11 protein-coding genes are annotated in these 15,198 nt (G+C 67.2%); 3 read left to right on the top strand and 8 right to left on the bottom strand.

Features of this window, described 5'->3' with window-relative positions; genetic code table 11:
- The first annotated feature begins 313 nt into the window (after positions 1-313).
- Entirely contained in the window at positions 314-1,501 is a 1,188-nt protein-coding gene (locus AC27VL_RS19305) for a benzoate/H(+) symporter BenE family transporter (protein ID WP_488767938.1), read from the top strand.
- Positions 1,502-1,506: 5 nt separating this feature from the next.
- Here the strand turns inward: AC27VL_RS19305 and AC27VL_RS19300 are convergent, their stop codons facing one another.
- The 4 genes from AC27VL_RS19300 to egtB all read right to left on the bottom strand — a co-directional run bounded on the left by AC27VL_RS19300 (position 1,507) and on the right by egtB (position 6,842).
- Positions 1,507-2,292 carry a DUF2628 domain-containing protein gene (locus AC27VL_RS19300; protein WP_100554237.1) on the bottom strand — a complete coding sequence of 262 codons (786 nt, stop codon included), beginning with the start codon at positions 2,290-2,292 and terminating at the stop codon, positions 1,507-1,509.
- Between the two features lie 31 nt (positions 2,293-2,323).
- Positions 2,324-4,501 carry a lytic murein transglycosylase gene (locus AC27VL_RS19295; RefSeq protein ID WP_457852737.1) on the bottom strand — a complete coding sequence of 726 codons (2,178 nt, stop codon included), beginning with the start codon at positions 4,499-4,501 and terminating at the stop codon, positions 2,324-2,326.
- A gap of 95 nt (positions 4,502-4,596) precedes the next feature.
- A complete protein-coding gene (gene egtD / locus AC27VL_RS19290) occupies positions 4,597-5,574 on the bottom strand; it encodes an L-histidine N(alpha)-methyltransferase (protein ID WP_488767935.1) in 978 nt (325 codons plus the stop codon).
- The gene (gene egtB, locus AC27VL_RS19285; RefSeq protein ID WP_488767933.1) at positions 5,571-6,842 is read right to left on the bottom strand and encodes an ergothioneine biosynthesis protein EgtB; all 1,272 of its coding nucleotides are present in this window, start codon (positions 6,840-6,842) and stop codon (positions 5,571-5,573) included. Before egtB ends, egtD begins: the two co-directional genes overlap by 4 nt.
- A 162-nt stretch (positions 6,843-7,004) precedes the next feature.
- Between egtB and AC27VL_RS19280 the strand changes: the two genes are divergently transcribed.
- Positions 7,005-8,306, top strand: a complete 1,302-nt coding sequence (locus AC27VL_RS19280) for a GGDEF domain-containing protein (protein WP_100554506.1) — start codon at positions 7,005-7,007, stop codon at positions 8,304-8,306.
- Here AC27VL_RS19280 and AC27VL_RS19275 read toward each other — a convergent pair.
- Entirely contained in the window at positions 8,288-8,680 is a 393-nt protein-coding gene (locus tag AC27VL_RS19275) for a YchJ family metal-binding protein (protein WP_100554239.1), read from the bottom strand. The two genes, AC27VL_RS19280 and AC27VL_RS19275, sit on opposite strands and share 19 nt — an antisense overlap.
- Positions 8,681-8,752: 72 nt before the next feature.
- Between AC27VL_RS19275 and AC27VL_RS19270 the strand changes: the two genes are divergently transcribed.
- Positions 8,753-9,532: a sulfite exporter TauE/SafE family protein gene (locus AC27VL_RS19270; protein ID WP_488767931.1), complete on the top strand. Its 780-nt coding sequence runs from the start codon at positions 8,753-8,755 to the stop codon at positions 9,530-9,532.
- Positions 9,533-9,640: 108 nt separating this feature from the next.
- On the opposite strand, the gene AC27VL_RS19265 is transcribed toward AC27VL_RS19270, so the two are convergent.
- Genes AC27VL_RS19265 through AC27VL_RS19255 form a run of 3 tightly spaced genes read right to left on the bottom strand, consistent with a single transcriptional unit; the run spans position 9,641 to position 15,195 of the window.
- Positions 9,641-13,021, bottom strand: coding sequence for an ATP-binding protein (locus tag AC27VL_RS19265; protein ID WP_488767929.1), 3,381 nt, complete (start codon positions 13,019-13,021; stop codon positions 9,641-9,643).
- A gap of 16 nt (positions 13,022-13,037) precedes the next feature.
- On the bottom strand, positions 13,038-13,739 hold the full coding sequence (locus tag AC27VL_RS19260; protein ID WP_100554242.1) for a DUF4194 domain-containing protein: 702 nt from the start codon (positions 13,737-13,739) through the stop codon (positions 13,038-13,040).
- A complete protein-coding gene (locus AC27VL_RS19255; protein ID WP_100554243.1) occupies positions 13,726-15,195 on the bottom strand; it encodes a DUF3375 domain-containing protein in 1,470 nt (489 codons plus the stop codon). Before AC27VL_RS19255 ends, AC27VL_RS19260 begins: the two co-directional genes overlap by 14 nt.
- Between the last annotated feature and the right edge of the window lie 3 nt (positions 15,196-15,198).

Raw genomic sequence — 15,198 nt, 5'->3', positions numbered from 1 at the left:
TCTTTCATCGTTGCGAGCCGCCTATTATGCCGGACTTTTCGAGTCCGTCAACACCTTCGTTCGATCATCTCGTCCGGCGGTGGTGGCGTCGCTGTTCGCGTTGGTGGCTTCCGAAGAAGTCGCCGCGCTGCAGCAAGGGAGCGAATTCTAGAGATCCTGCAGAATTCGTCAACTCTTTTTTTCAGGAAGATGACAGAACAGCGCCTGCACCCTGCATGGCGGCTGCTGATATGTCACCGCGGCGTTGCCCGCGCGTTGCGCGGTCAACGCCGCAGGCGCTATCAATACACCGATGCATAGCGAAGAGAAGAGCATGGACACGCAGAAACGACAGGGATGGTGGCGCGATCTTTCGATGCCGGCGATCGTCGCCGGCTTCATCACCGTGCTGGTCGGCTTTGCCAGTTCGGCGGTGATCGTGTTCCAGGCCGCGCAGGCCGTTGGTGCCGACCAGGCGCACATCGCCTCATGGATGTGGGCCCTGGGGCTGGGCATGGGCGTGACCTGCATCGGCCTGTCGCTGCGCTACCGCGTCCCGGTGGTCACCGCATGGTCGACGCCGGGTGCGGCGATGCTGGTCGTCGGTGCCGGTGGCGCGTCTCTGTCTGAAGCCACCGGTGCGTTCCTGCTGGCGGCGGTGCTGGGCATGCTCGCGGGCTTCTCCGGGGTGTTCGCCCGGCTGATGAAGCGCGTGCCCATGGCCTTGGCCGCGGGCATGCTGGCCGGTGTGCTGCTGCGCTTCGGCCTGGACGTGTTCGTGGCAATGAACACCCAGCGCATGCTGGCGTTGGCCATGTTCGCTACCTGGCTGCTGGGCCGCCGCCTGTTCCCCCGTTATGCGGTGATCGCCACTCTGCTGGTCGGCATCGCCATCGCCGCCAGCCAGGGTCTGCTGCATGCACAACAGGTGCACCTGCAGCTGGCCGTACCGCAATGGGTCACTCCTTCGCTGTCGTGGACGGCGATGGTCGGTATCGCCCTACCCCTGTTCGTGGTCACCATGGCCTCGCAGAACATCCCCGGTGTGGCGGTGATGCGCGCCTCCGGCTATGACGCACCGGTGTCGCCGGTGATCGGCTGGATCGGCGTGGTCAACACGCTGCTGGCACCCTTCGGCGCCTACGCACTGAACCTGGCAGCCATCACCGCGGCGATCTGCATGGGCCGTGATGCCCACGAGGATCCGGCACGGCGCTACACGGCGGCGATGGCGGCCGGCGCCTTCTATATCGTCATCGGCCTGTTCGGGGCCACCGTAGCGGCCCTGTTCGCTGCCTTCCCCAAGGAGCTCGTGGCCTGCGTGGCCGGTATCGCCCTGTTCGGCACCATCGGCAACAGCCTGGCCAGTGCATTGGCAGTGGAGCGCGACCGCGAGGCCGCGCTGGTCACCTTCCTGGTGACCGCCTCGGGGATGACACTGGCCGGTATTGGTTCTGCGTTCTGGGGCCTGGTCGCCGGGACGCTCTGCCTGTGGGTGCTGCGGCCGCGGCAGGCCAGCTGAAGGGATCAGCCGGCCAACACGGCCCCGACGATGCCCAGGGTGACGGACACGGCGATGGCGATCACAGCACCAATCACGCTGGTATCGCCACGTGCTGCCAGCGTGCTGCGCACCGCAGCCTCGTTGTCCGTACTGAGCGACTGGGCGCGTGCGATCTCCCGCTGGCAATGCTGCAGGTACCAGCTGTTGGCGAAGACACCCACGGTAACGCTCAGGCCCAGGTTGATCACCAGCGACAGGGCATCCGGCACTTCGATGAAGGCCTCGATCGCGCTGGATGCCACCAGCACGCCGACCCAGATGGCGGCCATGCGGTACATCTTCCGGTACATCATCCAGATCACGCCAAACAGGAACCCCGGCCAGTGCCAGGTGCCCGCCGCGTTCGCGGTGCCCTGGTCCAGGCGCCAACGCTTGCGATAGATCGGGAAGTTGCCGCCGACAATGGCTGCATACAGACCCAACTGGCCGGTCAGTCCGGCGCCCAGTGGAATGACATCGGACGTTGCCGCTGCGGTCGGTGCGCGGTATGGGTCATGGCTGGACGCTGCGGCGACGGCGATCTCACTGGCAGGCGGTGCTGCCGGGCCATCGGCGACGCCGTCGGCAGCCGACGCTGGCGCTGCAGTCGACTGCAGCGACTGCAGCGGCTGCCAGCCAGCCATGCCCTCGCACCAGAGCAGGGTGTGGCCGGTGATGACGCCGTCCTGCTGCAACCTCTGCAGGCCAGCCAGGTCCACTGGCCCTTCACTCTTGCCGTTGCGGGCGTAGTACCACTGTGCTTCCTGCATTGAAAATCGTCCTGTGTGGGCGTTGCGCGGTTTACAGGGATGCGCTGGACAGCGTCTGCACCAGCGTGTGGCGACCGCCGGGAGCGATGGTGATCACATCGGGCCCGGCGTTGGCGGCTTCCAGGCAGACGTAGTCGCGCCAACCGTCGCCGACATCGGCCATCTTCGCGGCAGCGTCGGCGCCAGGGTTCCATGCCACCAGCGAGCGGCTGCCTTCGGTGCGGATGTCGATGCGGCGCTTGAGCACCGGGTCGCGCAGCACATAGTGCCCGCCGGCCTGGGTATAGATGCGGTCGCTGCGGCCCGGATCACGCGGATCACGCAGCGACCAGGGGCCCTGCTGGCGGCGAGACTGGGCGTAGTTCTCGAACTTGTCGAGGTAGTCGAGGCCATCGACGCCGTCGACGTCCACCTTGCTGGCGTCACCGACACGGAAGTAGTTGTGCAGCGCCTGGGTGATGGTGGCCGGGGCCTTGCCGGTGTTCTCGGTAACCAGCTGCTGGCGCAGTTCACGGCCGACACGGACGGTCATGGTCAGACGCAGGCCGAGATTGTCCAACGCAGGCGGGGCCAGGGTCAGTTCGATGCTGCCATCGTCGAGGCGGCGCGCCTGCTGCAGTTCCCAGGGCAAGGTGCGCACGAAGCCATGGGCCGGCACGTCGTCGCCCTGCCCCTGGCGGCCGAAGTACGGCCAGCACACCGGGCTGCCGCCACGGATGGGCGTAGGCAGTGCCGCGCGCTTGGGCGAGAGCCACATCACATCGGGTTGGCCCTTGGGCACGAACGAGAGCAGTTGACCGCCGAACACGCTGATCGCGGCGGTTGCCTGCGGGGTTTCCACCAGCCAGGCATCGAGTCCCTGGAACTGGCCACTGCTGACACCTTGGATCTGTTGCACGCTGGATCGACTCCGGATGGCCGGCGACTGCACGGCACTGTAGTTGGTGGGAAGGCTGAAGCGGGTGGGTGTGGCCGGAACCTTCGCCTGCGGTCCGCTCTGCAGCGCGCGCAGAATGCGCTGGCCAGCGCGACCATCGGCGTCGGCCCAACCGAGCCGGCGCTGCTCGACCTGGATGGCGCGACGACTGGCGGTACCGATCATGCCATCGGCGGCGCCGATGTCATGGCCGCGCGCCAGCAGCAGGGTCTGCAGCTGGCGGCGCTCGTCGCGGCCAAGACCGGGATCATCGGTGGGCCAGGCCGTCACCAGTCCATTACCCCCGCGCAGGCGATCGGCCAGGGTGGCGATGGCCAAGGCATAGCTCTCGGCCGCGTTGTAGCTGTAGATCGCGTCGTAGTTGCGGAACACCAGCAGCGCCGGGCCCTTGTTGCCGGCCGGCAGCAGCAGCGCGGCGCGTGCATCGGCGGGCAGGCCGGCCGGCGCCAGCGCGCTGCCGTCCAGGCCGGTCACGCCCAATGCGCGCCAGTCGGCCAGTGCCCGGCGCTGGGTGCGGCCGGCCTGGCCGGCGTTGAAGCCGGTGGGGACGCGGACTTCCATGCCCCAGGGTTCGCCGGTTCGCCAGCCGGCACGCTTCAGATAGTTGGCGGTGGAAGCCAATGCATCGGGAATGCTGCCGACCAGATCGCGGCGGCCATCGCCGTCACCATCAACGGCAATGCGTGCGTAGGTGCTGGGCATGAACTGGGTGTGGCCGAAGGCACCGGCCCAGGAACCGGTCAGGCCCTGTGCCTGCAGGTCACCCTTGTCGATGAGCTTGACCAGCGCCAGCAGTTCGCCGCGGAAGAAAGGTTGCCTTCGGCCGGCACAGGACAGCGTGGCCAGCGACTGCAGCAGCGGACGCTTGCCGAACACGCGCCCGTAGTCGCTCTCCACACCCCATACGGCGACGATGGTGACTGGATCGACGCCGTACTGCGCCGATACGCGCTGAAGCAGATCGCGGTGCTGCTGCAGCATGGCGCGACCGTCGTCCACGCGCTGGCGATCGACCAGCGCGGCCAGGTAGTCCCAGATCGGTGTGGTGAACTCCGGCTGCGCGTCGAGCAGCGGCAGCACGGTGGGATCCGGCTGCAGTCCGGCGGTGATGGCCGTGAAACGGTCAGCGGCAATGCCCTGGCTGGCGGCAGTCGTCTGCAGTCCCGCCATGCAGCGGGCGAACGCGGGATCAGCGGTTGCCGCGGCTGTCGGCGGGGCCGCCGCTGGCACGGCAAGCGCGGCGGCGAGGCCGAGCGTGGTCAGAATGGGCATGGCGTACTCCGTGTTGCCGGTGCTGGAGCCATGGTAACGCGGAGGAGCGGCAAGGTTGGCCGTTGCTGCCGGCCAGCGGCCGGCACTACCGGTGGCTATGGTGCGGGGCGCAGAAGGCGCAGGCCGTACGCAGGATGGTCAGCGTTCCAGTGCGCCACCACCTCCAGCCCTGCCCGCTGCAGCAGATGGCCGAAGCTGGCGTCGGTGTACTTGTGGCTGTACTCCACGCGGATCGGTTCGCCCGCGCTGAAGTGGAAGGTGCGGCCGTCGAGATGGACGTCCTGCTCGCGCTGGCTGACCAGGTCGGTTTCGATGCGCAGGCGCGCAGTGCTGTAACGGGCCTGGTGACGGAATCCGTCGAGATCGAAATCGCTGCCGACCTCGCGGTTGAGGCGCGCCAGCAGGTTCAGGGTGAAGGCGGCGGTGATGCCGTCGGCATCGTTGTAGGCGGCCTCGATCAGTGCCGGGTCCTTGTGCAGGTCGATACCGACCAGCGCCAGGCCGTCCTTGCCCATCGTCTGCCGCATTGCACGCAGCAGCGCGATCGCGTCCTCATCAGCGAAGTTGCCCAACGTGGAACCCGGGAAGAACAACACCCGGCGCGCGGCAGGCCGGTCCGGCACGGGAACCTGCACCGGCCGGGTGAAGTCGGCACACACCGGCAGCATTTCCACGTCCGGCAGCGCCGGTGCCAGGTGGTCGATGCTGGACAACAGCGCCGCGCGCGAGATCTCGATGGGGGTATAGGCCACCGGATCCTGCAGAGCGGCCAGCAGGCGGGCGGTCTTGCGGCCGCTGCCACTACCCAGTTCCACCACATGTACGCGCGGCCCCACCGCCTGCGCGATCTGCGGCAGTACCCGATCCAGCAGGGCCAGCTCGGTGCGTGTGGGGTAGTACTCGCGGGTGTGGGTGATCTGCTCGAACAAGCGCGAGCCGCGCGCGTCGTAGAAGTACTTGGAAGGCAACTGGCGTGAGGCCTGCGACAACCCCGCCACGGCGTCGGCAAGGATCTGCTGGCGGCCGGGGGTAAGGTCGGTCAGCGCCTGCAGCGCATCCTGGACGGTACTCATGAAAGATCCCTTGCCAGGCGCATGCCTGAGAACTGCCAACGCGCCGGTGGCATGAAGAAGTTGCGGTAGCTGGCCCGCACATGGCCGCGCGGGGTGGCACAGCTGCCACCGCGCAGCACCCATTGGCCGCACATGAATTTGCCGTTGTATTCGCCCAGGTTGCCGGCGAACGGACGGAAGCCGGGATAAGCACCATAGGCGCTGCTGGTCCATTCCCAGACATCGCCGAACAGCTGGCGGATGCCCCTGCCCTGCCCTGCCTGCGGATGCAGCTGGTCGTCATCGGCGAAGTGGCCTTCGACCGGCTGCGTGGCGGCAGCCGCTTCCCATTCGAATTCGGTGGGCAGGCGGGCACCGGCCCAACGCGCGCAGGCATCGGCTTCGTAGTAGCTGAGATGACAGACCGGTGCGTGCAGATCGAGCTCGCGCCATCCACCCAGGGTGAACTCGCGCAGCAGGTCGTCGTCCCAGTACAGCGGATGCTGCCACTGCTCGACCTCGCGCAGCGCCCAGCCCTCGCTCAGCCACCAGCGTGGATCGCGGTAGCCACCCTCGTCGATGAAGGCGCGGTACTCGGCGTTGCTGAGCGGGCGTTCGGCGAGTACATGCGCGGGAAGCAGCACGCGATGCACGGGTGACTCATTGTCATAGGCGAACGCTGCGTGCTGCGGCCAGGCGGATGCACCGATACTGACGATGCGTTCGCCCTGTTCGACCCAGCCCTGTGCGCTGTGGTCACTTACGGCGATGGGCAGGTCATCGCGATACGGCGGCTGCAGCGGATTGCACCAGAAGGCGTGCTTGATGTCGGTGAGCAGCAGCTCCTGGTGCTGCTGTTCGTGATGCAGCCCCAGCTGCAGGTGCTGCAGGGCGTCGCTGCCCAGGTCGCCATCGCGCAGCTGTGCCAGCACCTGTTCATCCACGTGCCGGCGGTAAGCGTGGACCTGCTGCAGCGAGGGCCGCGACAGCAGACCGCGCTGTGGCCGTGCGTGGGCAGGGCCGAGACTCTTGTAGTAACTGTTGAACAGATAGTCCCAGGCCGGATCCCAGGGTGTGTAGCCGGGCCGACTGGCGAGGACGAAGCGTTCGAAAAACCAGGTGGTATGGGCCAGGTGCCATTTGGCCGGGCTGGCATCGGCCATGCTCTGCAGCAGGGCATCTTCGGGGCTGAGCGGTGCGGCCAGCTGCATGCTGCGCCCCCGCACGTGGGTGAAGTGGCGGGCGAGGTCATGCTGCGGGGCAGCGACGGCGGCGGGTACGCTGTCCATGCAACCAGCTTCGGCCGCGGCCGGTGAGCGCGATGTCATGGCCCGGTGCCATGCTGTTCACATCGGCGCCCGCGGATTCAAGAAGGGCACCGTTCAAGAAGGGCACCGTTGCGCCGCTAACGGCAGTGCTGCGGCCGCGTCGTGACCGCGCTGGAATTCCGTGTGGCCCATCATCCGCTCCGACAGCCTGTGCACTATCTGTTCGTGCTGCCCGCCGTGCTGGTCGCACTGGTGCTGTGGGTGAGCCTGGAAAGCGATGATGTCGGCCGCGCCGGGCAGCGCATCCTGCCGTGGTTGCTGGCCTGCCTGGGTGCAGGACTGGCGCTGATGTACAACCAGGTGCGCACGTTGTGCCTGTTGCTGTTGGTGGCGCTGGCCTTCGCGGTGCTGCACCAGGATCTGGGGCACTACCTGCGCGATGGGCGGGTAACGGCGCTGACCCCACTGCGCTTCCATGCGATCTCGACCTGGCTGCCGTTGTTGTTCGCCATCCATGCGTTGTGGCCCGAACGCGGGCGCCGCCGCCAGGACCTGCTGCTGAGGGCCACGATCAGCGGTGTTGCCGTGGCGGTTTTCATCCTGTTGGCCGCACAGCAGCCACAAGGCATGCACGACCTGCTGTCGAACCGGCACTTCCCCTGGATACCGAGCGACTGGAACGCGTTGGCGCAGCTGCCTGCCATGCTGTTCCTGCTGGCCACCGCTGCGCTGGGATGGCAGGCGTGGCGCCAGCCGCGGCCGCTGCATACGGCGATGCTGCTGGCCCTGCTGTGCCTGTGGTGGATGCTGCCGCGGATCTTCCTGCAGCCGGTGCTGCTGCCGGCGTTGAGCGTGGCGGCGCTGCTGCTGATGCTGGCCGCGACCCTGCAGGAGTCTTTCCACATGGCATTCGGCGACGAGCTGACCGGCCTGCCCGGCCGTCGTGCGTTCAACGAGACGCTCAAGCGTGCCACCGGCACCTACAGCATCGCGATGATCGACGTCGATCATTTCAAGAAGTTCAACGACATCCACGGCCACGACACCGGCGATGACGTGCTGAAACTGGTGGCCTCCCGGTTGTCGCGGGTGGGCGACGGCGGCCGCGCGTTCCGTTATGGCGGCGAAGAATTCGCCGTGGTTTTCCTCGACCGCCCGGCATCGGCCTGCGTGGACGCGGTGGAGGCGCTGCGGCAGGGCATCGAGCAGAGCCGGATGCAGCTGCGCGACCGCACTACCCGCAGCCGTGACGATACGCTCGGCCAACAGCAGCGCGGGCGCGGCGGTGGCGGTGCGGTGGTGCAGGTGACCGTCAGCATCGGCCTGGCCGACAGCCGGGTCGATCCGCGCCCTGCCGGGGTGGTCAAAGCGGCCGACCAGGCGCTGTATGCGGCCAAGGAGGAAGGCCGCAACCGCGTGTGCGCGCATGGCGGACAGCGGGTGCTGGCCGTGCGCGGCAGCCACGCTCAGACGGCGTCGAGGTAGTACCAGCGACCTTCGATCCGCAGGAAGCGGCTGTGCTCGGTCATTTTCACCGCGCTGCCGCCACCGACGCGGTAGCGAGCGGTGAAGCGGACCTCGGCACTGTCGATGCCGGTAACCTGGTGATCCTGCACGGTCAGGCCCAGCCACTGGGTGCGCTGGCCGGGGGCATCATCGAGCGACAGTTCTGCGGGGCGGGTGTCCGGATGCCAGGTGGCACGCAGGTAGTCCGGCAGATGGCGCACATAGGCGCTGTAACGCGAGCGCATCAGACGCTCGGCATCGGGCGCGGCGTCGCCGGCATGGAAGCGACCGCAGCAGGCGGCGTAGTCGGCGGCCAGGCCACAGGGACAGGGATCGGGGGCGGTTCGGCTCATGCGGGTATTGTCGCGTGGGCGGGGGCAATGTGACAGGCGTATGCTGTCGCGCCCTCACTTCGATCGATCGCCGTGCTGGAAATGATTCCTCCTGAGTTGTGGTGGCTGGTGGCGATCGCCTTCATTGCCGGCCTGGTTGATGCAGCCGTGGGTGGCGGCGGACTGGTGCAGTTGCCGGGCCTGTTCACGGTGCTGCCGCAGCAGACGCCGGCGATGCTGTTCGGCACCAACAAGTTCAGCTCGATGTTCGGCACCGGCGCGGCGGCGTGGCGTTATGCACGCAACGTGCGCTTCCCGTGGGAGCCGGTGTTGTTCGCCGCCGGTACGGCCTTCGTGTTCTCCTTCCTTGGCGCTACGGCGGTCAGCCTGTTGCCCAAGGACGCAGTGCGGCCACTGGTGCTGGTGCTGCTGGTGGCGATGCTTGCCTACACGTTGTGGAAGAAAGACTTCGGCGCACTGCACCGGCCCCGCGAGATCGGCCGCAACGAGTTGATGATCGCGCTGGCGATCGGTGCGGCAATCGGTTTCTACGATGGCTTCTTCGGGCCCGGCACCGGCAGCTTCCTGATCTTCCTGTTCGTGCGCTTCTTCGGACTGGACTTCCTGCGTGCGTCGGCAGCGTCGAAGGTGGTGAACCTGGCGACCAACGTGGCGGCGATCTCGTTCTTCGTGCCGACCGGCAACATCCTGTGGCTGTTCGCGCTGCCGATGGCGGCGGCCAACATCATCGGTTCGGTGGTGGGCACGCGGTTGGCGCTGAAGGGCGGCACGCCGTTCATCCGCAAGCTGTTCGTGGGCCTGGTGGTGGTGCTGATCGCGCGGATGGCGTGGGATACGTTCCGTAGTTCGTGAATGAGCGTCATGACCTGGTAGGTGCCAACCTTGGTTGGCACGCTGTTTCCGGTCGCGAAGTGCAGCCGAGCATGGCTCGGCTCTACTGGGGATTGGCGGCCGAGGCGATCAGGCTTCGGCTTCTTCCGGTTCGTCGGCCTGCTGGCGGCTGCGCTCCGGCAGCTTCAGGCGCTTGCCTTCTTCGTCGTACTCGATGAGCAGCACGCCCGAATCGTGGCGGCCGCTGATCTCGACGAAGCAGGCGCCACCGATGAACGGCTCCAGCGTCATCACCGATTTCAGCGGGGTGGCGACCACCATCTGGAAACCGAAGTTGTCGAAGATGTTCATCGCCAGCGCGGTGAACTCGTTGTCGGCCTTGTCGAAGGCTTCGTCGAGCACGACCGCGGCATAGCTGGGCAGCTGGCTGTCGGCACCGCCGAGCTGGTAGCGCAGCGCCGCCGCCAGGCAGGTGGTGGCCAGCTTCTGCCGCTGACCGCCGGACTTGCCGGCGCCACTGCGGTAGATCTCGACCTGCTGGCGCGTTTCCACATCCAGTTCCACGCCGATGAACTCCACGTGCAGGCGCACGTCGAGCACAATCTCGCGCCAACGCTTGTCTTCGCCTTCCTGCGAGCCCAGGCGGTTGACCAGCTGGCGCAGGACGGTGAACTGCGTTTCGGCGACGTCGCGCTGCTCGGTCTGCTGCTGCGACAACACCTCGCGCAGCTGCAGGTGGAACTCCTGCACTTCCGGCAGGCGCCGGTCGTTCAGCTCGATGGTCAGCAGGGTGCCGCGGTTGAAGGGCACCTGCTCGAGGCTGGCGTTGACTTCATCCAGGCGCTGGCCGATCGACTTGCGGGCCTCGGCACTGTGCCGCTGCAGCGCCAGCAGGTTGTTCTTGCTCTGGTTCTGCAGCAGGTCGAAGAAGCGTTCTTCGTGCTGCGGCAGGCCATCGCGTTCAAGACGTTCGAGGCGGGCGAGGAAATCCTCGGCCGAGGCCACCGACACGGTGAAGTCGCCCGATTCTTCCGGCCACTGCTGGATGAAGCGACGGAAGCAGCCCAGCAGCAGGTTCTCGACGCGGTTGACGTCCTGCTGCGAAGACGACAGCTGTTCGTTCAGCGCGTTGCTGACCTGGCGCATGTGCGCTTCCAGCGTTTCCAGGCTGAGCGGGCCCTGCTCCTGCAGGCGCTCGGCCAGGCCGGCTTCCTGCTCTTCGGCGAGTGCCGGCAATACCAGCGCACGGCTCTGCTGGCGGGCCCGGTCCAGGCGGTCGCGTTCGCGCACCAGCTGGCCGCGCTCGACGCGGGTGTCTTCATAGGTGCGGCGGGCCTGCTCGATATCGGCACGGGTGGCGTCGATCTGCTGGGCGATCCTGGCCAGGTCGGCGTTGCCTTCGCGCAGCGCATGCAGGCTGGCCTCGATGTCAGCCAGGCGCTGCTGCGGCGCGGCGACGTCGATTTCATTCCAGCTGATACCAACCAGCTGGTGGCAGGCCAGGCGACGTTCGTTGTCGCGGTCACGCTGGCTGCGCAGGCGCGCGATGTCGGTATCGCAACTGGCGATACGGGCGGCCAGCTCCTGGGCTTCCTTCTCGAAGACGGCGAGCTTGTCGCGGTTGCTGAAACCCAGCAGCCAGCGGCGGCGATCATTCACCGCACTGCGATCGTCCTTCTCGAAGCGGTCGCCCGGATGCTTGACCTGGCCTTCGCGGGTGATGCCGCGGTCGACGTTGCGCAGCTGCTTGGCATCCACGCATTCGTAGTCGAAGCGCTTGCCCAGCTCGCGGCGCAGCCAGCTTTCGAACACGTGGTCGCGCAGTTCCAGCTTGTGCAGCAGCGATTTCGCGGACGGCTCGCGGGCGAACGCATCGTCATTGCGACGCACGCGGTAGTAGGTGAAACGCATGCCCAGGTGGGTGCGGTTCACCCATTCGGCGACGTCGTTGTAGTGCTTGTCGTCGACCAGCAGCGATTGCGCGAAGCCACCGAGCACACGCTCGATCGCGCCCTGCCAGCTCTGCTCTTCCGAGCGGACCTGGATCAGTTCGCCGACGAACGGCAAGGCCGCTTCGGAGATACCGGTTTCTTCGGCCAGGCGCGCGCGCAGCTTCTGCATCGGCGCAGGAATGCTGGAGGGCGTGCGCTGCATCGCCTCCAGTTCGCCACGCACGTCGGAGAAGCGTCGCTCGTCGTCGCGCTTGCCGCCCAGCCGTTCGCTGATGGCGTCGTCCAGGGCGCTCGAAGCACGCTGACGGTCTTCCAGTTCGGACTGCGCCTGCTCGACCAGCGCGGCGAAGCCATGCGCGTCGTCGGGCAACGCGGCCTGCAGTTTCTGTGCGGCGTCGTGTGCCTGCGCCTGCTTGGCCAAGCGGCGGTCGCGTTCGGCTTCGGCGCGACCCTGCTCGCGTTCCAGTTCCTCGATGCGCTCACCGCCCTGCTGGCGGCGCTGCAGTTCCAGCTCGGCCAGGCGTTCGGTGTGGTTGTCCAGCGCCGCACGGCGCTGCGCTTCCTCACCCAGCAGGCCACGATCGCGCGTGTCCATCTCGCGCAGGCGCGCTTCGATCAACAACTGGCGGCGGCTTTCGCGGAAGCTGTCGATACCGAGCTTGAGCGCTTCGTCGTCGCCGCGACGGCGGCTCATCGCCTGCAGGTCGCCATAATGTTCGCGCGCCGGCTGCAGGGTTTCGACCTGACGCCGCGCGGTGACCACGGCCTGGTGCGCGCCGTCGAGTTCGGCGAAATCGCTGACCAGTCGTTCGGCAGCGTCGAAGGTCTTCGGCGTGTCGAGCATGAAGTCGCGCAGGAAGACGTTCAGGTCGCCCAGGTTCTTCGCGGACTGCGTCTTGTGCAGCAGCCGCAGCGCCATCTCGTTGTCGATACCGAGCAGGTGGCGGAAGCGTTCGGCGTAGCCGGAGAACGTGTCGAAGTGATGGACGTCGGCCAGCTTCTGCTTGAGCTTGCGCAGATCCAGGTCGAAACCGCCGAGGTCCTTGGCGATGTCGAACGGGCGCTCGGCGATCATGTAGTGCTTGCGCACGTCACCGGCGGAGGTGCTGCTGCCAGCGATCCACAGCAGGCGTACCAGGCTGACCACGCGGCCATCACCGGCGCGGTACTCCAGCACCAGCGCGGTCCAGGTTGCGCCCTTGCGCAGGTACTGGGTGGCGATTTCACCGGTGCCACTGTCCTGCTGGTCGGCCCACGCGCCGCGCACGTAGGACACCAGGTTGCGGTCGCGGCCGCTGCGTTCGGCTTCACGCGCAGCGGCGTTGAAGTCGACGATGGCCGGTGGCGTCAGCAGTGCGGACATGGCATCGAGCAGGGTCGACTTGCCCGAGCCGGAGCGGCCGACAAACAGGAAGCCCCGCTCGGCGATCGGCACTTCGGTCAGGCCGTTGAAGGTGCCCCAGTTGTGCACCTGCAGGCGGCGCATGCGGAACTGCTGCAGGCGCGGGTCGGGCAGGCCGTCGTTGAACAGGGCGGGAGTGTGCTTGGAAATGGCCATGCGGTGCTCGGGTCTCTCAGGCTTCAGCGGCCGGGGTTTCACGCAGCTGGCGGTAGACCGCCGAAAGCTGGGATACGTCTTCGGCGGAGAACAGCAGCTTCAACGCCGGCGAGACTTCGTGGCGGTCTTCCTGGCCGCCGAGACGGGTCAGGATGTGGTTGTCCTTCATCTTCTGCACCGCCGAGGCGACGCGCCGATTGAAGCCGGCGCGGTCGGTGGACAGGTTCTTCTCGTAGATGGCCAGCGCTTCGGCCATTTCGGCGTCGGCGACCACGGCGCGGTTGCCGCGTGCATCGGCTTCGCCCAACTGCTGGCGCAGGTACAGCAACAGCACCGAATCGATGAAGGTCAACGGCGACGTGCGCAGCAGTACCGGTGCATCGACGTCCTCGGTATCGGCCTGGCGGGTGAACGCCACGCCACTGTCACGGTCGAGCACCAGTTCCAGGAACAGATCCGACAGCGCCGAACGGATGCCGGCTTCGCTGCGGATCAGTGCCGGCCACAGTTTGGCGTGGCGCAGCTGGTCGATGCTGGGGCCGATCAGCAGCTGGCACAGCGCGCGGCGCGCATCCAGCGGCAGGCGGCCGGTATCGCCCATGTAGTAGACGTCGTTGCCACGCTTGGGCTGTGCCACGGTCGTCACCGGCTCGGCCTCGTAAGCGTCTTCGGCCAGGTCGGCATGCGGTGCGTCGATGGGGTCTTCATGCCAGCTCATGGCGTCTCTCCTGGGTAAACCAAACCAGCGGGATGCGGGCGCGACGGATCTGGCCGTCGCCACCACGCCATTCGGCAAGCTCCTGTTCGCCGACGATCACGCTGCCAAAGCGCGTGCCCAGCGAGAGGTAGCCGATGACACTGCCCAGCCCCTGCGGCGCTTCGCGCTGCGACAGGGCCTGGGCGATGCTGAGTTTCGGCTGCCTGTCGAGCAGGTCGTGCAGGTCGCGGCGCAGGGTGCGGAAATCGATTTCCGACGACGCCACCAGGTCGCCCACGCTTTCCAGGCTGATGCTGGCCGCATCGTTGTATTCGACGTTGCCATCGACCTGGGCGCTGCGCGGGTCGTGCAGCTTCCACTGCGACCACGAGCGCAGGCGGCTGGTGGTCAACTGCAGGTCGCGGCCGATGGCGCGCTGCGCCGGGAAGTCATCGCGCAACGCCAGTGCTTCGGACTGCGCCTGCTTCAACAGCTGGTTGAGGCGGCGCTGTTCCAGGTAGCCACGGCTCTGCACGAAACCGCGCAGGCTGCGCGCGAAGTTCTGCAGCACGTCATGCACCTGGCCACCACGCTCAAGCATGGTGCTGGTGAAGCCGCGCAGGAAATTGCGCTCGTTGCGATCCAGCCGACGGGCGAAGCCGCGGGCCAGCAGCGTCTCCAGCGCAGCATCGAGCTGGGCGCTCTGTTCGGCGTCGTTGAGCAGACGCCAGAAGGCCTGGAAACTACGGCCCGCGTCGCTCTCGCCGATCACGTCCACGCCTTCAAAGAGCTTGGACAGCACATCGCCGCGCTCGCCCTCGTCATCGATGATGCGTTCGCGGAAATCACGATTGAGCTGTTCGAAGTCGTCGCGCACGCGGCGGAAGTCTTCGGTCAGTTCGTCGGCCAGGCCGATGATCTGCCGCGTACGTTCCAGCGCGCGCTTGCCGTCCAGCGCGGTCACACGGCCGGCGCCGACACGGGCGATCTCGGCATCGATGCGGTCACGCTCGTCGCGCAGTGCGGACAGGCGTGCGTCCGGATCGGCCTCGGTCTGCGCGGCCAGCTGCGACAGCTGTTCGATCACCAGTGCCAGACGGCTCTCGGTGGCGGCCACGCGGGCCTGCTCCATGCTGTCGGCGAAGCGGATCGCCTGCAGCGCCTGGGTCGAGAGCTCGTACTGCTCCTGGTCGGCGCCTTCAGGCAGCCGGCGTTCCAGCCAGCCCTGCGCCAACCAATGGGCAACGTAGGCCTGCGCGGTCCGCGGCAGCTCGCGCGACAGCTCGTCACCGTTGAGCTGGTCCAGCGCGCGCTGCAGGCGCTCGTTGAGGACCGACGCAGGCAACGTACGATCGCCGTCCATCAGCAGGCCCTGCAGCAGGCCGATGATTTCCGGTGCGTGGTCGGCGGCGAGCAGCTTCCATTGCGGCTGTTCGCGCAGGTGGCGATAACGGGTGATGCGTTCGCGGTGCTTCATGCA

The sequence above is a fragment of the Stenotrophomonas sp. 14P6.2.3 genome, from assembly GCF_057799055.1.
Note: the sequence above shows the minus strand (reverse complement) of the source record. Positions and strands in the feature narration are given on the sequence as shown.